Below are 21520 nucleotides of genomic sequence, written 5' to 3'. Positions count from 1 at the left end.
GAACAATAGTGTATGCACCATGACGCGCCGCCGTGGCTCCCCCTCTCCCCGAGGTAATGCGCATCAAGCATTTGCGGGGGCCGGGGGGTGAGGTCCACCGTCAGGGCGTCACCACTCCCGGCACCGACGTTTTCAACGACTTCAGGTAGAACGTTGCCAGCGGCTCCGACTCGCCGGCTTTGGGCAGGTCGTAGGTCTGGTCGGCGGGGGTGTCGGGCGTGGGGAAGTGGCGGGCCGGGCCGGTGCGCAGCATGATCCGCTCGAAGGCGGCTACCGGGGCGTAGAAAATGAACGTGCTGGTTTTGCCGCCGTTTACTGCCACGGTGCAGGTGCGGTTGGGGGCGTCTAGGGTTACGCGCAGGTCGAGTTGCTGGCCGGCGGTGTACTTGGTGACGCCCTTGAAGCGGGCCCCGGCTTTGTAGCTGAGCGTGCCGGTAGAGTCGAAGGAAAGCTGCACGGCGGGTTGGCCTTTGGCATCCTGAAACTCGATTTGCAGCAGGCCGTGGTCGTTCTGGCCGGGTATCACCGACAGCTCGGCTACCAGCTGCTTGCTTTCGGGAATCACCCGCTCGGCCTTGCCGTAGTCGAACCGGTCGGAATCCTTGAACACGAGTCCTTTGGAGCCATCGGGCAGCTTACCGATTTCCACGGGGGCCTGCACCAAACTGTAGGTGTTCCACTGCTCTAGCTCCTGGCCGGCGGGGAGCTGGGCAAATACGTCGTTGGCGTGGCTGGCGGCGGTGGCGCGCACGGGCACGGGCACCGAGGCCACCCACAAATCCTCCTTGTTCACGCTGTAGCTCACCCACAGCTTTTTGTCGGGCGGCGTACCGTCACCTTCCTGGATGCCGCGCACGTACTGCGGACCGTAGCTCTTGTAGTTACCGCCGTAGCGCATGGGCGTAATTTCACCGTGCACCAGCCACAAATCGGTGTAGTCGAGGCCGTTCGGACTGGTGGAAATAGCCAGCGGCCAGCGGAATTCCGAGGGGTTATACACCGTGGCATAACGACCATCGGAGGTGCGCTGCCCCCAGATTTTGGCGTTACTGTTCACGAAGTGCGGCGCCCGAATCACGGGGTTGGGCCAGGTTTTGCCACCGTCGGGGCTGATGCTGGTAAGGGCGTGCTTCCAGAGGCCCACCACCCGATTACCATCAGGCAAGTGGTAGTAGCTGAAGGCCTTGTAGTCTTTCTTGATGGGAATCAACGGGTCGTTGCGGTCCTGCTCCTCCACCATTTGCTGCATCATCAGCGGCGAGGCCAGAATTTCCTCGCAGGCCGCCACGAAGCCTTTGTCTTTGCTGCTGGTATAAAACGGGTACGTGGACTTCGACTTATCCCACGTCGAGTTGTTCCGCAGAAAGTAAATCGGGCCGAATTTGCCGCCCGGCAGCACCTCCCGCACCACCCGGCCGATGCCCTGCCCGTCGTTGGGGTCGTCTTTGGCATCGAGGGCCACGCCGTAGTAGCCCAGGGTCAGCAGGCGGTTTTTCTTGGACACGTAGAAACCCACCCGCTGGTGCATCACGGCCTCCAGGTTCTTGGCCACCTTGCCGGGCTGGTCAGGCTTGGTGAAGCCGTCGGGCACCTTGTAAGGCGGGAAGATGACGGTGGGGTTGGTCCAGGTGTTGCCGTCCTTGCTGGTCAGCAGCAGCGTGCGGCCCGGCGGAATATGCTCGCCCGCCGGGTTGCTGAGGTACTGATAATAGAACTGACCGTTCCAGTAGGCCAGCATGGGCGCGTGGTTGTAGGTCCACCCCTCCCCGTTCGAGGCATCCGGATGCTCCCGGTTGGCCCGCAGCACCTGCCGCGCATGCGTCCCGATGGCCGGCCGCAGCTGCCCGTGGTGGTAGTCCACGTTGCTGAGCGTGGTGCCGGTGTAACGGATGGTTTCGGGAGTTGTTTGGGCGTGGGCTGCGAGGCTGAAGAGTAGGGCGGCGGCTATTGGCGTGAACGTGCGCCTCACCCCCCGGCCCCCTCTCCGAAAAGGAGAGGGGGTGCCAGACGTAAGAATTGTTGAACGCACCCCCTCTCCTTTTCGGAGAGGGGGCCGGGGGGTGAGGCCCTTCGTTGGCTTACTCATGAGTTCCGCTCGTTGAGGTTGCGGCAGTACCCGCCGGGGCGCTACGCAACAGGTTCTTCAATGTCTTGGCCGGCACCGTAAACACCGTGCCGTGCTTGTGCCCCTGCGGCACGCTGGTTTGCGCCGATACGTCGGTGAAGGTCTTGAAGTCCGAGGTTTTCATCACGCCGTAGCGCTTTTCCTTGTAGGCGTCGTAGTAAATCAGCCACTCCTTATGGGGCAGGGCCAGCACGCTCGGCCCCTCGGTGAAGTTGCCGGTAAACGGCTCCGACACGTTCGGGAACGGCCCTAGCGCCGTGGGCCCGAAGGCTACTTTGATGTTGCGGTTGGGCCGGGTGTTATCCTTCACCACCAGCACGTAATCCTGGGGCCCGCGCGGCACCACTACCGCGTCAATCGAGCTGAAACCGGGGTCGATGAACAGCTTGGCGGGCGTGAAGGTCTGAAAATCCTGGGTGGTGGTGTAGTACAACCGGTGGTTGTTGTCCTCATCTTCGATACCCCGCGCAAAGCGGAACGGGATGGTGCTGGCCCAGATGATGAGGTACTGCTTGGTGGGCGCATCGTAGAAGATTTCGGGGGCCCACACATTCACGGTGGTCGGTTCCTGGCTCATCACGTCGATGAAGCGCTGCGCCGACCAGTGCACCAAATCCTTGGAACTGGCGTAGCCGAAGCCCTTGTCGCCCTTCCAGCCGCAGGTCCAGACGAGGTGGTAGGTGCCATCCGGGCCGCGGGAAATGCTTGGGTCGCGCATCAGCTTGCTCGGCCCCACCTGCGGGGCCAGAAAGATGCGGTTCAGGTCCGTCCATTTGTAGCCGTCGTGGCTGTAGAGCAGCCGCAGCCCCTCGTTGGCCGGCTCATGAAACGACGTGAACATGTACACGTCCTTCGAGCACGAAGCCAGCAGCGCGGCACCAAGCAGCAGCGGCAAGAAGCGTATGGGTTTAGGTTTGAACATGAATTGAATGTTCTGGAACGTCATTCCGAGCTTGCGAGGAATCTCGCGTGCTGATGTTGCCAAGGTACATGTCATGCTGAGCGCAGCCGAAGCATCTCGCGTGCTGACTCAGGATTACTAACCCAACCTCAGCACGCGAGATGCTTCGGCTGCGCTCAGCATGACGTTCTTTTATTCTTATCTCTCGTTCATAAAGGGCTACACCGCATCCAGCACCAGCACCCAGTCGTTGCCGTCTTTCTGTTCGCCGGGTGGGTTGAAGTCTTGCGTGCCTTTGTTGGGGAAGGTGCCGATGGTGGTGGTTTTACCGTCGCGGGGGCTGAACCAGGCGGCTTTCACGTTGGCGCCGCTGATTTTGCCCATGTTCACCTTGATGTTGCGGCCGTTGTAGGTGTACACGAAAGCGTAGTTTTTGCCCCGCGTGCCGAACTGGCGGTTGTACTTCTCCCCCACTTCCCCGGCAATCAAACTCTGGTCCGGCACCCGCTCGAAAAACGGCCGGGAAAGCATCAGCTGCTTCAGATACTGCATCTGGGCCGCCCCCGGCGCATTAATGGCCGACGACCACAGCTCCGACGAACCATAGGCGCTGCCCTTGTCGAAGGAGCTGTGCATCTGCATCACCGAGTTCTGCCCGTAGGTGTAGCCAAACGCCCCCGCAAAAACCGACCAGTAGCCGTAGCGGCGCACGTCGGCATCGTTCCAGCGGGGCTGCGTAATGTCGTGCAAACCCTGCGGGATGCCTTCATAGGATGGCTCGCCATCTATTGAAGGCTTGGTGGGCGTCAGCTTGTTGTCTACCAGCTGGTAGCGCCAGTTGTCTTCGCCGTAGAGCTTCTTCTCGTTGCGCGAGGTATCCTGGGCGTAGCGCCGGTGTCCCGACTGATACATGTTGAAATCCAGCCACTTCGCTTGGTGAAACCAGTCGGAGGACTGCGTGCGGCCGCGCGGGTGGTACGTGACGAGGTGGTTGGGGTCAACGGCTTTGAGCGTGCTGCCAATCGTGTTCCACACCTTCAAGGAGTCGGAGCCGGCAATGTCGCCGCCGTTCAGCCAGATGATGTTTGGGCGGTTTTTGTAGCGCTCGGCCAGGAAGGTGGCGTAGGTTTTGGCTTGCTGATGGTTCACCTTGCCGGCCTTCACGTTGGTACCCCACACCGGCACCAGGCCCATGTAGAGGCCCTTTTTGGCCGCCAAGTCCACGATGTAGTCGACATGGTCCCAGAAGTCGTACTTGGCGGCGTCGGTGGGCGTGCTGCCGGGCGTGGTCAGGGGCCGGGCCACGTTGCCGCGCACCAGCGCCGAGTCGCCGTACACGTTAACGCTGGGCACTTGGTGCAGCACCATCACCTGAATGACGTTGAAGCCTTTTTTGCGCCGGTCTTCGAGGTAGGTTTCCGCTTCTTCGCGCTTCAACTTATTGAACAGCAGCCACCCGGTGTCGCCGAGCCAGAAGAACGGCTTGCCGCGCTCCGTCATCAGGTAGCGGCCATTATCCGACACCTTCAGCTTACCAGTAGGCTCCGCAGCCGGAGCCCAGGCCGCGAGTGACAGCAACAGAGGGAAAAGAAAATTCCGGGGCTTTATGAGCATTTAGTTAATAGTGTGTTTTGAAAAGAGCCTGCTTACGGAATGTGGCGTAGCAACCAAATCGTATGTCATGCTGAGCGGAGCCGAAGCATCTCGCGTGCTGACGCTGGATTAGTAACTCAACATCAGCACGCGAGATGCTTCGGCTCCGCTCAGCATGACGTTCCATTTGAGTGTTTATGCTGTGTGGCTCAGGACTTGCTTTTGCCAGCGGCGGGACGCACGTTTTGCAGCGGCACCACGCTGTTGAGGTATTCTTCGATGTTGGCATAGCCGTCTTTGTCCCGGTCCTGGGTGGCGTCGGCGGCGCTTTTGGGGTTCAGGCCGTGGGCTTTCTCCCAGGCATCGGGCATGCCGTCGTTGTCGGCGTCGGCGTAGGGCTTGCCGGCGTACACGGGGTAGCCTCCTACCTGCGCGGGGTCAGTGATGATGCCTTGCTTATAGGAATCGGCGGGCAGGCGGCGCTTGATGTAGGGGCTGGGCGGCGTCGGCTGGGCGTTTTTAGCGACGGTGATTTTACCGGTGCGCACGTCTCCTACGATGCGCGCATCCACGGCGTCGCGCTTGGGCAACGTACAGCCGGCGTTGGCAAGCACGTACTGAAAAGCCTCCTGGGCAGACAGCACCGTGCCCATGTTGGGCAGCGTGAACGGCTTGTCGGCTTTGATTCCGGCCACAATCTTATCGGCTTCGGGCACGTCTTCCACCTGCACGCCGCCGGCCCAGTTGTCCTGGGTTACTTTCTCGTTGCCGGCCACCACGTTGCCAGCCACATACGCCTTGCCGAATAGGTTTTTCGCGTCTTTGTCGCGGCCCGATTCGGGTTTCAGAATCCGGTAGCTGATGGGCTCCCCGACGGGCGTGATGGGGCCGGGCTTGTAGTAGTTGTTCACGAAGTTGTACTCCGACTTGTTGTCGCCGCCATCCGCCGAGCGGTTCCACCAGTTGAACACCACGTTGTTGGCGAAGTTGAAGTCGCCGTACATGCCCACCGAGGGGTTGCGGGCAATATTGTTGGCCCACAGGTTGCGCGTAAACAGGCTGTTGAGCCCGCCGATGGTGCTGCCAAACGCGTGGTTATAGGTGTCCAGCCCTTCCGAGAAAATCGAGTTCTGAATGGTCACGTTCACCGTCGGCAGCTTGTCGGCCTTGCCGGTTTCGGGGTTCTGGTACACGTGCCGGTAGATGGACATGTTCTCATCCAGCCCCCAGCTCGCCGACACGTGGTCGATGATGATGTTGCCCACCGGATTGCCGCCCAGGCCGTCGTCGCGGCGGGCTACGTCGGTGGCGCCGCGCCGGAAGCGCAGGTAGCGCACCACCACGTCATGGGTGTTAATCCAGATGGATTCACCGGCCACGCAGATACCGTCGCCGGGGGCCGTTTGGCCCGCAATAGTCACGTAGGGCGCCCGGATGATGATGGGGCTTTGCAGCTTGATGATGCCCGCCACGTTGAACACAATGATGCGGGCTCCTCCCTGCTCCAGCGCTTCCCGCAGGGTGCCGGGGCCGCTGTCGGCCAGACTCTTCACTACGTACACCTTGCCGCCCTGGCCCCCAAACACGTGCGCTCCGCCGCCTTCCGCACCCGGAAACGCCAGCCGGCTCGACTGCGGTAAATCCGAAGGCTTCGCCGCCCACGGCACGTAGGGCTTGCCGGCTTTGGCTTCGGCTTCGATGATGGGCAGGGCCTTTTTCCAGGCTTCGTCCGAACGTTTCTCGGCTTCGGCCAGCGCCGCATCGGCCTTGGCCTGCACTTCCGGCGGAATCTTGGGGTATTGCGCCAGCGCGGGCCGGGCGGCGGCAGAAGCAAGAACGGAAAGGAAAAGAAGGCGCTTGTTCATGTGTGCTTAGTGAAGGTTGTTCTGGCGTCGGGGCCTCACCCCCAGCCCCTCTCCGAAAAGGAGAGGGGTGCGTTCAATGATGCAGGCATCTGTTTTCCTGCAAATCATTAGGCTCCCCCTCTCCTTTTCGGAGAGGGGCCGGGGGTGAGGCCCCACACCAGAACTTAATACCCTGGATTCTGCGGGAAATCCGGCTTGTTGGTTACGGCGTCGATGTCGCTCTGCGGGATGGGGCGCAAGGCGTGGAAATCCTGGATGCTGGAGCGGGCGTCGGGGTTATAGAGGCGTACCCGCTCGGTGAGTTTACCAGTGCGCTTCAGGTCCAGCCAGCGCACTTGCTCGCCGGCCAGCTCGCGGGCCCGCTCATCCAGCACGAAGTCGAGGGTCATCTGGCTGGCCGTCACCTGCATGGCGGCAGTGCGGCCGGGCAGCGCGGCGCGGGTGCGCACCTGGTTCACGTAGTACGCCGCCGAATCGGGGCGGTTGAGGCGGACCTGGGCTTCGGCACCGATGAGCATAATGTCGCCGAGGCGCAGCATGAAGGCGTCGCGGGAGCTTTCCGTAACGGTAGCGGTGGCGCGGGTGGGGTCGTCGAACTTGCGCAACGAGGGGTAGTAGCGGCGCTCCCCTTTCAACGAACCATCGGCGTTGTAGAGGTCGTCGATGTCGTAGGTTTTGTAACGGTAGCGGCGGCTGTACTGCTGGTCGAAGTTCGGGATGCTGCGCTTGCTGGTGAATACGGCCGTGTCGCCAACCGCAAACTTAGGCTGGTTCAGGAACGGGGCCAACGCGGCATTCTGGGCTACTTCAGCAGCACTCCAGCGCGGAATGTTGGTGGCGCTATTGGCAATCCAGGCCTGCTTGAACGAGCCCAGGTAACGCGCGTCGTTCTGCTCGTTGTAGAGGTCGAGCAGGAAGCGGGTGGGCATGTAGCGCACACCGGGTAGGCCGTTGGCTACGTCGCGCACCATGCCGGGCTGGTCGTCGTACTTCATCAGAAACCACTGATGGCCGGTGTGGCTGCCCGCGTTGAAGGTCAGGTTGGTGGAGTAGTTCACCGCCCACAGCACCTCGGAGTTGCGCTGGTTGGCAATGTCCCAGAGACTGGCGTAGCTGGTCACCAGCCGGATGCCTTGCCCGGTGTACTGGGTGGTTACCTTACGGGCCAAGCTAGCCGCCCGCTGGTACTGCCCGCCCGACAAATACGCCTTGGCGGCAAAAGCCTCCGCCGCGGGCCGCGTGATGCGGCCGTAGTCGTTGGCTGTAACCGGGGCCGGATAGGTGGCCAGCGTTACCGGCAGGTTAGGCAAGGCGAAAGTCAGGTCGTCGAAAATCTGGGCGTACACTTCCTGCACCGGGGTGCGGGTAGAGGTGTTCACCACGCCTTCGGTGGGCTCCAGGCGCAGCGGCACCGGTCCGAAGCTTTCCACCAAGTGGTAGTAGTACCAAGCCCGCATGAAGCGCAGCTCGGCCTCGGCCGAAGCACGCCGCACCGACGACAGCCCGGCCGTATTGATGTATTTCAGGGCTTGGTTGATGAGGTTGATACCAGCGTAGCAGGGCGTCCAGAGGTTGTTTTTCACCCACACGTTGTCGGTGGTCAGGCCTTGGTAGTTCATCAATGGCGGCTGCGGAACCGTGTTACTGGCGGCCGTCTGACCGTTGCTCTGCGCGGCGGTCCAGATGTCGGTACCCATTTCCAGCAGCGCGTAGCCCGACTCCTTGCCGTAGATGGTGCGGTTGTAAGTGTAGGCGCCGTTGATGGCGGTTTCAAAGCCTTCGGGCGTGGTAAATACGGCTTCGGCGGTAGCGCCGCTGGGATTGTATTCTTCTAGGGTTTCCTCGCAGGCCGTGGCAGCTATGGTCAGCAGGGCCAGCGCAAGGGGACGAATGATTTTGTGCATGACGGTCTGGTCGAGTTAGAAGCCTACATTAATGCCTACCACGTAAGCACGGTTCAGCGGCCGGTCAATTACGCCCTCCCCCTCAGGGTCGAAGTCGTCGATGTTGCTGAGCGTGTAGAGGTTGCGGCCCGACACGTACACCCGCACGTTGTCGATTCTGGCCTTGCCCACCACGCTCTTCGGGATGGTGTAGCCCAGGGTCACGTTGCGGACTTTAGCCCACGAGGCCTCCCGCTCGGTAAGCGTGGTGATGTAGCTCAGTGCGCGGGTGGCATGGGGGCGTGGGTATTCGTTGGTGGGGTTTTCCGGCGTCCAGTAATCTACCACGGCGCCGTTGTTTTGGCCGGTGCGGGTGTACTTAGCGTAGTAGTCGGAGCTGATCCACTGGCCCACGCGGGCTACCAGCAACACGTTCAGGTCGAAGGCCTTGTAGCGCAGGTCGTTGCTGAGGCCACCCGTCCATTTCGGTACGCGTGAGCCGATAACCTGCCGGTCGGCGGCGGTGATGCGCCCATCAGGCACGCCATCGGGCCCCGAAATGTCAGCCACCTTGATGTCGCCGGGGATAAACTGGCCGGGCGTACCGTAGGAGGTGGCTTCGGCTTCCTCACCCAGCTGCCAAATTCCGATTTTCTTGTAGTCGTAGTACACCTGCGCCGGCTGGCCCACAATCAGCGAGTTGCGGTAGTCGTCGGCAATAACGTTGCCATTGGGCAGTTCCACAATGGTTTCCTTGTTACGAGCATACGTCAGCGTAGTCGACCACGTAAGGCTTTCCCCGCGCAGGTTCTGCGAGGTCAACGACACTTCCCAACCGCGGTTGCGGGTGCGCCCGATGTTGCGGTTCACGGTAGTTACCCCCGTAAAGGCCGGCAAGTTGTAGGGGAAGATCAGGTCGCTGGTTTTGGCATCGTAATAGTCCGCGGTGCCCGTCAGGCGGTTATCCAGCACCCCGAAATCCACGCCGAAGTCGGTGGTAGTGGTCCGCTCCCAGGTCAGGTTCTGGTTGCCAATAAGCGGCGACACGGTATAGGTTGGCGAGGCGTTGGTGTCGCCGTAGGAAAACTGAGTGGCCGTCAGCGAGTTCTGGGTAGCGTAGGGGTTGATGCCGTCGTTGCCCGATACGCCGTAGCTGCCACGTAGCTTCAACTCGGTCAGGAACTTCAGGTTTTGCATGAATGATTCCTCGATGATGCGCCAGCCCAAGCCGACCGAGGGGAATAAGCTCCATTTGTTGCCGGTGGCAAGCTTCGAAGAACCATCGTAGCGGCTGGTAGCCGTGAGCAGGTAGCGGCCTTTCCAACTGTAGTTGATGCGCCCGGCAAAGGACACCAGGTCGTTGCGTGAGTAGCCCGAGCCCAAGAAGATGTTTTGGTTGGCCGCGCCCAGGTTGTAGAACGACTGCGAAGGCAGTACCTGGTTCTGGCCGCCCGCAAAGCTGTTGGTATTCACGAACACCAAATGGCTGGCCACGCCGGTTACGGTCAACGAATGGTCACCAATATCCTTGCGGTACGTGAGCACATTTTCCCAGTTCAGGTTGCGGCTCTGGGTGTTGGTAATGGACGACTGGGAACGGTTGCCAGCCCCATCAATCGTGTTTATGCCGTAGAAGTTGCCGGCCTCGGCAGTGGCGTAGTTAGCCCCGAAGGTGGAGCGCAAGCTCAACCCATCGAGCGGCGTTATTTCCACGTAGGCGGCGGCACTGAGGCGGTTGGTTTTGGTGTTGCGGTCGTACACGCCGGGCTGCTCATCGGCCAGCGGGTTGATTTGGGTGCTGCCCAGCAACCGGAAGTTCAGCCGGCCCTCATCATCATACACGCGGCCCAGCGGTACGGCCTGAGAGGCCAGGTTGAATGGGTCGCGGCGGATATCGTTGTTGATGTACGCCAGCTGAGACTGCACGCCCACTTTCAGCCACTTGTTCACCGTCTGGTCGATGTTGGCGCGGGTGGTGTAGCGCTTGAACCGGTCCAGCTTCATCAAGCCTTTCTCATCGTAGTAGCCCAGCGAGAAATACACCTTGGTGTTCTCCGAGCCACCTGAAAGGCCCACTTGGTAGTTTTGCTGCATCCCGGTGTGCAGCAGCTGGTCGGGCCAGTTCACGTACTCTTGGTTGGCAATGGCCTCCCGTTGCGCCGGGTTGAAGGCCACGGCATCATCGGCGGGCGAGTTCCAGGTACCCGCGGCCCGGAAGGCTTCGCGGCGGAAATCAATCCACTGCGGCCCGCTCATAAACTCGCCGTAGCCCGCCACTTTCGTGATGCCGGAGTAGGCGTTGAAGTTGATTTTGGGCTTACCCGTGCTGCCGCGCTTGGTGGTGATGATAATTACGCCGTTGGCGCCCCGCGAACCATAGATAGAAGTCGAGGAAGCATCTTTCAGCACCTCAATGCTCTGCACGTCGTTCGGGTCGATGTCGGCGGCATTCACGTTTTGCACCCCATCCACAATGTAGAGCACGTTGTTAGACGAGCCGGGGTTGGCAATGGAACGGTTGCCGCGGATACGGATGGAGGCGCCCTGCCCCGCGTAGCCGTTGGCCCGGCTGATATCCGCCCCCGGAATCTTGCCCTGCAAGGCCTCGGTGATGGTAGTAACCGGCAGCTTGGTTACCTCCTCCCCTTTCACCGACGTAACGGCCCCGGTCAGGTCGCGCTTGCGCACCGTACCGTAGCCAATCACCACCACGTCGTCTAGTTCGGCGCTGGCCGGAGCCAGCTTCACCTCCAAGCGTGTTTGGTCGGGCTTAACCAATAGTTCCTGGTTGGTGTAGCCGATGTAGGACAGCACCAGCGTAACGTCCTGCTTGTCGGGAATTTGCAGCGTGAAGCGGCCTTCCACATCGGTAGAAGCACCGTTGGTGGTGCCTTTCACCAGCACGGTTACACCCGGCAGCGCCTCGGCTTTGCCACTGTCAACCACCTGGCCCGTAATGGTGCGCGTTTGGGCTTGGGCAGCCCCCGCGCACAGCAGCGTGGCAGTGAGGATAGGTAAGTAGGGTTTCATAGAAGGTGTGGGATTAGAAGGAACGGAGAGCAACGGTCGGCCACCAAGCGAGGCTAGCCGGGTAGCACGGCCTGTTTCATTTGGCTATGCACCGCATCGGGCACGAGGCCTTTCACGTCGCCGCAGAAGTGCACTTCGATGCCCAGCTCGGCCAGCGCCGCCGCCTTGATGCGGCAGGCCTGGTGGGCTTTGGCTTCGTAGGGCGCGTACACCACCTGGATGTGGTTGGCTTTGTGGCGGGCCATCATCTGGTTGCGATTCACGCCGCGCAATACAGCGTGCATGATGGGCCACTCGGGAGTAGTTTCCTGCCAGCGGCGCTGGGTTTCGGCGGCGGGCAGCGCCACGGCTTCGCCCACACCTAAGTCGCAGTGCAGCTTGCCGTCCATTACGTACACCCGGCTCCACACCAGGCAGCCCGGCCGGCTCACGCCCTTAAGGCTGCCGCCGCCCAAGCGGAAATACATAGGAGGCTGCCGCTCACTGCTAGCACCTTCGTAGCCACCCACAAAGTGCGCCGGCGGGGCTGCCCCGGAAATCAGAAATACCCACACAAACTCCTCGCCGTCACCGGTGTCGAACAGCTGCCCCCAGCGCAAATCGTGCAGGGTGGTTTCGCCGGATAGGCCCAGCTCGTTCCAGAGGCGGTAGGTCAGCAACGCATCCAGGCCGGCACACTCGTCTACTTCGTTGAAGTGCGGCAGCGCCTGACCGGCGTACAGTTCCTCGCCGGTTTTCGAGTAGACCGGGGGCCGGTCGGTGTTGTTGAGCAGACCTTCCACCAGGTCACTAGCAACGGTCAAATCCTTGAGGCCCTGCTGGTACTGAATGCCGATGGTGTCGCAGCCGAAATCGGCCGAGATGCGCACGGCGGCAATGTACATCTTGCACTGCTCCAGCGTCTGGTTCCTGGTGAGCTGGGTGGCTTCGTTGGTGCCCCAGTTGAACTTCATGCCGCGAGCCAGCAGCCAGTCGAGCACTTGCTGGGCTTCGGCGTCGGTTACGTCGCGCATGGCGGCGTAGAGGCTGGCCTGGCTGAGGCGCTCCTTGAAGATACCGGTGGCGTGCAGCAGCTCGTCGGGCACAATGGCGTTGTACATGCCCATGCAGCCTTCGTCGAACACGCCCATGATGGCCTTATTCTGCTGGAAACGTTTGCCGAAAGCCCGACCCGTTTGTTCGTCGGCGGCGGGCAGCGTGGCGGCGCTGAAGCTCTTAACGTGGCTGTAGTCCTGGGTGACGCGGCCTTCAGTGAGCCACTGGTGCAGGCCGGCCTCAAAAAAAGCATCGGTGAAATCCTCGCTCCACAGCGTGCTGTAGGCCACGCCGGCTTTGGTGAGGCAGCCGTTCAGATTCAGCATGCCCACCAGGCCGGGCCACTGCCCACTCCAGTTGGCCACCGTCAGAATCGGGCCTTGGTGGGTGGTGAGGCCGGCCAGCACGTGGTGCGAGTATTGCCACACGCTTTCGGCCACGATGAGCGGCTGGTGCGGGTCGAGGGTGCGGAACACGTCGATGCCCATCTTCTGCGAATCGAGGAAGCCGTGCTGCTTTTCGGGGTCGTAGGGGTGGGCGCGCTTCACGCGCCAGCCCTGCCGGGCCAGGGCCGCGCCCAATTGCTCTTCCATGGCGTGCTGGGCTGGCCAGCAGTTTTGGTTGGCGGCGAGGCGCAAATCCCCGCTGGCGAGTAACAATACTTCTCTGGTGGTGTCGGTAGTCACTGCTTGCTGCTGGTTATGAGGTTCACGGAAAAGCAGGTCTGGGTTGCCTCCCTCCGGCTCGGTGAGCACCCGCTTGGGGCGGCCAGCACCCGAAGGCGTTCGGCAGATGGATGCCAGAGGATATTCCTAAAGCAAATATGCCAGCGGATTGAGCCGGGTATCTATTTGTTATTGCCTACTTAGTATAGGATGTTAGCATAGGCACCCGCAAAGCTTTGCGGGCCTCTAATTCGCCATGAGGCATTATTTTACTCCTTATATTCTAACCGGTCTTGGATTCGTCCGAAATTTCCAGCTCAACCAGTAGACTACAGGAGAGTGCAATCGATGGCACAATCTAAATTGCTAGTCATATCCGGAAGTACTCCTACCGGTTTTCGTTTTGCGACAACCAGCCGTTAGGATAAGATCATATAGTTACAGCGCATCTGCTCCTTCCTCCTACCCTGCACCAGACGGGCGCAGGCCGTCCATTCAGCCTGCTGATTACTGGAACAATCCGGTGGCAGCCTGCATGTAACTAAGGCACTTTTTTAGGTGGAAAATGGTATACTGGTAGATTCCATTCAACCGTTTTCCGGCAGTTGAATGGATTTTCGCCCCTGCCCTTTTCTAATTCCCACTCTCACTCCTTCCCACATGAAAGCCCAGTTTCACAAAGTCCCGGTAAGCACGCAAAGCTCGTTCAGCATTCGCCACGACCGTAAGCCCAACTTCGGAACTGTCTGGCACTATCACCCGGAGTTGGAGCTGCACTATGTGATTAAGGGCGAAGGCGTACGCCTGGTGGGCGACAACATCAACAACTTCTCGTCGGGCGAGATTATCCTGCTTGGCGCCAACCTACCCCACACCTGGCGCTGCAACGAGCAGTACTTCCAAAACGACCCCGATATGGAAGTGGAAGCCATTGTGATTCAGTTCCTGCCCGAGTGCCTGGGCCGTTATCTGCTGGGGTTGCCTGAGGCCTATCTGATTCCGAAGCTGTTCGAGAGAGCCAAAAGCGGCCTCATCATTGAGGGGGAAGCTAAAGCACGCCTGGCCCCGCTGATGCACGCCGCCGTGCACGCCACCGACCTGGACCGCATCATCATCTTCCTGTCCATTCTGAAAATCATTTCCGAAACGTCGGAAATTCAAACGATTGCTGCCGAGCACCACGCCTTCAAGCAGTCCAACGAGTCGGACGTGCAGCGCATCAATAAGGTGTGCAACTACACGCTGTCCAACTACAAAAAGGAAATCACGCTCGATGAAATTGCCTCTATCAGCAACCTGAGCGTTACGTCGTTCTGCCGCTATTTCAAGCTCATTACCAAGAAAACGTATTACGATTTCCTGATTGAAATCCGCATCAGTCAGGCCTGCCGACTGCTCATCGAGGACAAGCTCCCCACCGAGGTTATCTGCTTTGAGTGCGGCTTCAACAACGTATCCAATTTCTACCGGCACTTCAAGAAAATCACCAAAATGACGCCGCTGGAATACAAGCGCAAGTACCTGCACAGCTACAAAGAACTAGTTGCCGCGTAGGTTAGCTGGGAGGTATGATACAAGCAAAACAAGGGGAAAAACTATAGTTCTTCCCCTCGTTTTGCTTGTATCATACCTCCCAATATTGTCATTCCGACGCAGGAGGAATCTGGGTAAAGTCGTTCAACGGTTTCATCCAGATTCCTCCTGCGTCGAAATGACAACACTGGTCGGATAGGGACTAAGCTGGCACTATCTCCAGGTGGTGGCTCAGCTTGCTGTAGTCGCCGTAGAGAGCTTCTACACCTTGGCGCACAGTGCTGGTGAAGGTCCCTACTTTACGGCGCGTGAAGGTGGAAATGTCCATGCCGCGCTGTTTGAGTGAGTACTTGGCCACGATGGGGTACACGTTGTGCATTACGTCCATGTTCTGGATGAAGAACTGCTGCACCTGCTGTACTTCATTGGCTAACAGCGGGTTGTCGTAGTTTTCGCACAGCCACACAATCAGTTCGGGGAAGAAGTTGCCCTGAATGCAGGAGAGTCCGGCCGCCCCCGCCCGCAACGACTCCACGGCGTGGCCCATGTAGGCATCGTAAAGGCCGAAGGAATGGCCGTGCGCAGCGGCTATTTTGTCTTGCACCTGTTTGATATCCAGGCAGGTGTCTTTGTGATACGTGACGCGGTCGGTAGCCACAAACTGCCCCAGCTGCTCGGCCGACAGCAGCCGCTTGTACGGCACCGGGCACTCGTAGAAGCCCAGCGGAATACCCGGCGTCCAGTCGATGAGGCGCATCACCCGCTCGTTGAACACGGCATCCGACTCTTCCTCGGCAGCCAGCAAGCCCGTAATGACGATGACAGCCTCGGTGCCGGCATCGTACACTTTCTTCACGAAGTTGGCTTGCTCGGTGAGGTTGCCGGCGAAGGTACCCGTGGCTACCACCGGCACCGCACCGCCCACCACATCTACCACGTGTTGAATGGTTTGCAGCCGTTCCTCGGCGCTCAGCTCGAACATCTCGCTGGACAGGCAGTTGGCGAAGAGGCCGGCCGCGCCTGCCTTTAAGTACAATTCGGTGAGGCGCGTGAGGGCGGGATAATCAACTTGCCCATCGTTCTGAAAGGGCATGAGCATCACGGGGATAAATCCCTTGGGCGAATTTTTCATTGGGCTCGGCGAGGTAGTTGTGTGGTGGGGAGCTAGAAGCTAGAAGTTGGAAGCTAGAAGACAGTAGGTAGAAGCTGGGAGCTAAAAGGGAAACGATAGAAACAGAAATCTTACAAGTACAATCATCTTATTTTCAATGCACTATCATCCTAGCTCCTAACTTCTAACTCCTATCTTCTTTACTAAGCTGTTTGCTGGACCTCATTGTGAGTTGCGCCCACAGCCAGGCGGTTGCGGCGCAGCCTGGTGAGCAGCAAGCCCAGCAGGAAAATGGTGAGCGTGCCCACCACGATAATCATGCTCTTGTGCAGCGGGTTACGCAGCACAACCAGGTTGTCGGGGAGACTGGCAGAAAACGTCATCCAAAGAATGACCAGCACCCCGATGATGGTAGCGGTAAGGGCCTCGTGGTTGCTGGTTTGGCGGCTGATAACGGCCAGCAAAAACAAGCCCAGCATACCCGCGGCAAAGATGCCCGACAGCTCCCACCATACATCCAGCACGCTCTTGATACCAATCATGGCAATGCCGGTGCCCATGCCCAGCAGCCCGACTACCACCGTGCCCAGGTGCAGGGCACGCATCATCTGGCGGCCGGTGAGCTTGGTGTTCCAGTACCGCTCGTAGATGTCGGCGGTGAAGACGGTGGCCGAGGCGTTCATGCCCGAGCTAATTGTGCTCATGGCCGCGGAGAGGATGGCCGACACGATGAGCCCCACAAACCCCGTCGGGATTTTGGTCACCATGAAGTGGGGCATCACCTTGTCGCCGTAATCGGAAGGCAGGAGTTGGGAGGCGGTTTGACTGATTTGGGCGGCAGTGGCCGTGAGCGGCAGCCGCTCGGCAGCCACTTTCAGCTTCACGGCCTCAATCAGCTCAGGGTGCACCTGGTAGTAGGCAAACAGCGCCGAACCAATGACAAAGAACAGCAACGAGGCCGGCAGATACAGCCATACGCACAGCCAGATAGACTTGGCCGCCTGCTTGGCCGAGGTGGCCGTGTGGTAGCGCTGCACGTAGTTTTGGTCGACGCCGAAGTTGTTGAGGTTGATGAAGAAGCCGTAGAGCAGTACCACCCAAAACGTGGATTGCGTGAAGTCGGGCGCGAAACCGCCAAGGCTGAACTTGCCATTTTGCTGCCCGATTTCCACCACCTTCCCTACCCCGCCGGGCATGTTCTCGATAATCAGATAGAGAATCAGCAGCGCGCCAAACGTCTTAATAACGCCTTGCACCACTTCGGTCCAGATAACGGCTTCGATGCCGCCCAGCACCGTGTAGATGATGATGCACACGCCAGTCACCAGCATAATCATCTCCATCGAGAAGCCCGTAAGGGCCTGCAAGGTGAGGGCAATACCGAAGAAAATGGAACCGATGCGGGCCAGTTGCGTCAGCAGAAAGCACACCACCGCATAGGTGCGGGCCCAGCTTCCGAACCGCTTTTCGAGGTGCGTGTAGGCTGATATTTCGCCGGTGCTACGGTAAAATGGTACAAAGTAGCGGGCCGCCACCCACGCCGCCAGCGGCATGGAAATACTAAACACAAAGGCGTTCCAGTTGGTCCCGAAGGCCTTGCCGGGCACGCCCAGGAAGGTGTTGCTGCTCAGAAACGTGGCGTAGATAGACAGGCCAATGGCCCACCCTGGAATGGTGCCGGAAGCACTGGAATACTGCTCGGGATTCTTGTTTTTGCGGGCAAAGTACACGCCCACGGCAATCATGGCTACCAGGTAGAGGGCAATAATGGCAAGGTCGAGAAGTCGCAAATTGTTCATGGGACAAACTTCACTGAAATGCCGCGAATCTTCGCCTACACCGGTAAGTTGAGTATGTACAAATTTACCTTCAGCCGGCCCCGCGTCCGTGTATGATTTTCCCTTCCTATTGTAGCATCTTGGCTTACGTCAGATTTCGGCCGGTTGATTACAACACACTAACAACTAAACGGTCATGCTGAGCTTGCCGAAGCATCTCTACCGCTTCGTCCTTATAGCAGGATATACTATTGCGGTAGAGATGCTTCGGCAAGCTCAGCATGACAGGTAGTTTGGCAACGGCGGTACGCGAGATGCTTCAGCTGCGCCTTTGTATGACGTTTTTTGTCAAATCAGTCACGTTACTGCACCTCCAGACCCGACACGCTGAGGCCGGCGGCATCTAGGGCGGTGAGCTTGACGGTGTAGCTGCCGGCGTTAATCATGGAGCCGGTTGAGGACGCTAGGTAGTTCCACTTGCCGGGCTTGGAGGGCACTAGCTCCACGGTTTCCTCTTTGAGTACGGTACCATCGCCCAGGGCCACGCTGAGCTTGGCGGTCAGGGGTTTGGTGAGTTGGTTGGCGTAGCGCATGGTGAGCGAATAGGTATCAGCTACACCAACTTGGATGGTCCATTCCACCGCACTGCCGGTGGGCTCCTTGAACGTGATACTCTCCTTGGTATTAACGGTTTCGCGCACCAGGCCGGGGCCGGAAGTTCGGGCGGTGGCGGGCTTGTAGCCGGTTATGGCCTTGAGGTCGTAAGCCGGCTCGATGGAGCTGGCGCGGTTAACCGCTACGATGTAAGGCCGCGTATTGGGCGTGCTGCTATTCGGGCCCAGTTGTACGGTAGCACCGGCCGCGAACCGCTGGCGGTACACCCGGAAAATGCGGCCCCCAGCCTCGTTGGTTTCGAGCGTGGTTTTGGTGTCTTCGTACTGCTTGAGCCAAGCAGGAGGCGCGGCCTTAGCATCAAGCCCTATATACACATCAGCTACTGTACTCACTTGGAAGGTGGCACGAGGTGGGACCTCACGGGACCCCTCAGGGGCCGACTCCCTCTCCAAAAGAGAGGGGGAGCCAGCCGACTTTTGTTTAGGCAGTTGAGGGTTGTTGGATGGCATTCGCAACCACTCGGCCCCATACAGCGCAGAAGGCAGGCTACTGAATGCAAACGGCGAATCGGTGTAGGGTTGGTTGCCGGTATCGAGCCACGTTTCAATTGTCCACTGCCGGGCCGCGGCTGCTTCGGCAACTTGCAGCCCGCTAATAACGGGCTGGGGTGCTGGGGCGGACTTGGCAGCAGCGTCGGAAGTAGCAATGGCAATAGCCGAAATTAAGGCCTGGCCGGAGGCTACGCGGGGGAAGGACACCTCCAGTTGGCCGCCGGTTACGTGCGCCTTCACCGTCTTTTTCAGGGCTTGGTCGTGGCCCACTTCCTTCCAAATGTCAAGGTCTTTGAGCACAGTAGCACCGTTGATGGCTACGTCGAACAGGCGCCAGCCGGTGCAGTCGAGGCCACCGCCGGTACCCAGCCAGGGTTCCGTGAAGTACAGCTCCACTTGGTAGTCGCCATCGGGCACCGGGAAGGTGTAGCGTAGCTTCTCGCGGCCGTAGCGGAAACTCTGGAACAGCGGCCAATCGGTGGTGCCCTGGATGGGGTCGAAGGTGCGGCGCTGGCTGGCAAAGAACGGCGAGACACCCGGAAACTCCCGCGTCCACGACTCAGAACCCCAGGTTTCGGGGCTGGTGCGGGGCTGGTCGGGGAGCCACTGGCTGCCGTGACGGTCCGTATAGGCGGGGCCGCCGCAGTTCACGCGGTACAGGTAGTTGAGGCCCGGCTGCGGCGCGGTAACAGGCTGGGCGCCAGCCAGCAGCTTCTCGAAGCCGGGGGCTTTGGGCAGATGGTGGAGCACGATGTAGTCCTTGGCCACCGCCTTGCCGCCCACGTAGCCCACGGCGTAGAGCACGTTGTACTGGATGTTGGCTTTGTCCCACTGGAAATGGGTGCCGATGCCGGCGCGGGTTTTGCGGCCCAGGGAAGTGGCATTTACGTCGTTGAACAGCTCCACTTCGTCGCAGTTCGAATACACCGCAATGCTGTCTTTGAGGCCAGGTTTCAGCCACCGGTCGGGCCAGGTGTGCGAGGCCAGGTACACCATTGGCTCCTTGTCCTTAGGAGCGTAGTTGGCGCGGAACATATAGAAGGCGTCGGTGGGCTCCTCCCAGGGCGTGAGCAGGCCTTTGTAGTTGACGGGGCCAATCCGGTCCAACTCGCGCTGGCCTTCCCCGCCCTGCACCCGGCCGGGGTTGTCGTGGGAAGTTAGCAGCCAGAAGAAATGGCCGGCGGTTTTGTCTTTGGCCGATTCCGCCAGCTTCACTTTCAGCTCCATGAGCTGGGTGAACCGATCCTCGCTGAAGGGGCCGCTGTTGAATACGGGCGGGCCTTCGGAATGCAAATCGAGGGTGCGCCAGGCGCCGTACTCCCCGATGAGCACCTGCCGTTCCACGTCGGCGCCGTAGGTGTTGGGGTCGCCGCCGTAGGTGCCGGTCCAGTTCTGGGGCACGTCCCAGTCGGTGCCTTTGCCGCCGTTGCAGGTCGTGACCTTGCGCTGCCGCGAGGCCGTGGGGTCGAGCTGACGGATGAGGGCGGTGCATTCCTTGGCGAAGTCTTCGGGCAGGGTGCTTTCGTTTTCCAGCCCCCACAGCACCACCGACGGGCTATTGCGCCGCTCCTTGATCCAATCAACCAGCAGCGTTTTGAAGTTCTGGCGAAACTGGGGCGTGTCGTACCACACGTGGGCCGCCAGCTGGGGCCACCACAGCCAACCCAGCGAGTCCCAGTTAGCCTGGTAACGCAGGTTGTGCGGCTGGTGGGCGTCGCGGAAGGCGTTGAAGCCAGCCGCTTTCATCTGTTGCACCCGCGTTTGAATCTGCTCCGGCGTGAAGGCGTGGCTCTGGCCCAGCAGATGTTCGTATTCGGCAATACCGTTGATGAATACCGGCTTATCGTTCAGCAGAAACTGTTTCTGCCCCGCCGCGGCAGCTGTACCAATCGGCCAGCTGATCCACCGAATGCCGTAGGGTGTTTCCAGCTCATCGAGCAGCTTGCTACCGGCCTGCACGCGGGTTACGAGGCGGTACAAGTACGGGTCCTGAACGGACCACAAATGCGGCTGCTTGAGTTGTGGCAGCTGCTGGTGCAGCTCCACCGTTCCGCTGGCCGCCAGCTTGCGCTTCATCTTGGTTTCGGCCACCACTTTTCCCTGCCGGTCCAGCAGTTGGTTGAGCACCGTCAGGGTTTGCGCCTTACGACTGTAGTTCTTGATTTCCGTGGCTACGTGCAGTTGTGCGGCCTGCGCCGTGAGCGTGGAGTCGGCCCAGATGTGCACGCCGAAGGGCTGGATGCGCACCGGGTTGGTAATCACCAGCTGCACCGGCCGGAAGATGCCCAGCGGCTGCGAGCCTTCGGAAAAGCCTCGCTCTTCGGAGCAGCCCCCGCACACCCACAGCAAATCCTGAATGCCGGCCGGGTGGTCGGCGCGCACGGCCAGCACGTTGGCGCGGCCATCCAGGCGAATAGCGTCGGTGACGTCCAGCGTGAACGTGGTGCGGCCGCCGGCGTGCTGGCCCACGGGCTTGCCGTTCAGCCACACGGTAGCATAAGAGCCAACCCCTTCAAAGAACAGGAAGTACTGCTGGCCGCTTTTCGGAGGCGTCACCGTGAAGGTTTTGCGGTACCAGGCGTAGCCGTGCAGGTTGCCGTGGCGCTGGCGGCGGTAGCCTTCGTAGGCGTCCCAGTTGTGCGGTACGGCCACCGCTTTCCAGGTTCGGTCGTTGAAATCCGCCTGCTCGAAGCCGGGGTGCGCCTGCTGGTTTTTCTCGTCTACGGTGGTGCGCCAGTTGTTCAGCAGCGGTATTTCCGTGCGGGTTTGGGCACGGGCGCTCAGCAGCGGGACTAGGCAGAGAAGCAGAAGAAGGACGTTTCGCATGGTATCGTG

11 protein-coding genes are annotated in these 21520 nt (G+C 60.0%); 1 reads left to right on the top strand and 10 read right to left on the bottom strand.

Features of this window, described 5'->3' with window-relative positions; translation table 11 throughout:
* Positions 1-100: 100 nt before the first annotated feature.
* The 7 genes from J0X19_RS01785 to J0X19_RS01755 all read right to left on the bottom strand — a co-directional run bounded on the left by J0X19_RS01785 (position 101) and on the right by J0X19_RS01755 (position 13118).
* Positions 101-2086, bottom strand: coding sequence for an exo-alpha-sialidase (locus tag J0X19_RS01785; RefSeq protein ID WP_242581814.1), 1986 nt, complete (start codon positions 2084-2086; stop codon positions 101-103).
* Positions 2079-3047, bottom strand: a complete 969-nt coding sequence (locus J0X19_RS01780) for a glycoside hydrolase family 43 protein (protein ID WP_206980162.1) — start codon at positions 3045-3047, stop codon at positions 2079-2081. Before J0X19_RS01780 ends, J0X19_RS01785 begins: the two co-directional genes overlap by 8 nt.
* A 198-nt stretch (positions 3048-3245) precedes the next feature.
* Positions 3246-4604 carry a glycoside hydrolase family 140 protein gene (locus tag J0X19_RS01775; RefSeq protein WP_242581812.1) on the bottom strand — a complete coding sequence of 453 codons (1359 nt, stop codon included), beginning with the start codon at positions 4602-4604 and terminating at the stop codon, positions 3246-3248.
* Positions 4605-4828: 224 nt separating this feature from the next.
* A complete protein-coding gene (locus J0X19_RS01770) occupies positions 4829-6484 on the bottom strand; it encodes a pectate lyase family protein (RefSeq protein WP_206980160.1) in 1656 nt (551 codons plus the stop codon).
* A 164-nt stretch (positions 6485-6648) separates the two neighbouring features.
* Positions 6649-8388: a RagB/SusD family nutrient uptake outer membrane protein gene (locus tag J0X19_RS01765; protein WP_206980159.1), complete on the bottom strand. Its 1740-nt coding sequence runs from the start codon at positions 8386-8388 to the stop codon at positions 6649-6651.
* A gap of 15 nt (positions 8389-8403) precedes the next feature.
* Complete coding sequence (locus J0X19_RS01760) at positions 8404-11397, bottom strand: SusC/RagA family TonB-linked outer membrane protein (protein WP_206980158.1); 2994 nt, start codon at positions 11395-11397, stop codon at positions 8404-8406.
* 53 nt (positions 11398-11450) lie between these two features.
* Positions 11451-13118, bottom strand: a complete 1668-nt coding sequence (locus tag J0X19_RS01755; protein ID WP_206980157.1) for a fucose isomerase — start codon at positions 13116-13118, stop codon at positions 11451-11453.
* A gap of 639 nt (positions 13119-13757) precedes the next feature.
* On the opposite strand from J0X19_RS01755, the gene J0X19_RS01750 reads away from it, so the two are divergent.
* On the top strand, positions 13758-14651 hold the full coding sequence (locus tag J0X19_RS01750; protein ID WP_206980156.1) for an AraC family transcriptional regulator: 894 nt from the start codon (positions 13758-13760) through the stop codon (positions 14649-14651).
* 181 nt (positions 14652-14832) lie between these two features.
* Here the strand turns inward: J0X19_RS01750 and J0X19_RS01745 are convergent, their stop codons facing one another.
* From J0X19_RS01745 to J0X19_RS01735, 3 genes are all read right to left on the bottom strand, one after another.
* Complete coding sequence (locus J0X19_RS01745; protein WP_206980155.1) at positions 14833-15762, bottom strand: dihydrodipicolinate synthase family protein; 930 nt, start codon at positions 15760-15762, stop codon at positions 14833-14835.
* Positions 15763-15944: 182 nt separating this feature from the next.
* Positions 15945-17540 (bottom strand): sodium:solute symporter, encoded by a 1596-nt coding sequence (locus tag J0X19_RS01740; protein ID WP_206980154.1) that lies wholly within the window; start codon positions 17538-17540, stop codon positions 15945-15947.
* A gap of 341 nt (positions 17541-17881) precedes the next feature.
* Positions 17882-21511: a malectin domain-containing carbohydrate-binding protein gene (locus tag J0X19_RS01735; protein ID WP_206980153.1), complete on the bottom strand. Its 3630-nt coding sequence runs from the start codon at positions 21509-21511 to the stop codon at positions 17882-17884.
* Positions 21512-21520 lie beyond the last annotated feature (9 nt).

The organism is Hymenobacter telluris (genome assembly GCF_017313265.1).
Taxonomy (GTDB): domain Bacteria; phylum Bacteroidota; class Bacteroidia; order Cytophagales; family Hymenobacteraceae; genus Hymenobacter; species Hymenobacter telluris.
Note: the sequence above shows the minus strand (reverse complement) of the source record. Positions and strands in the feature narration are given on the sequence as shown.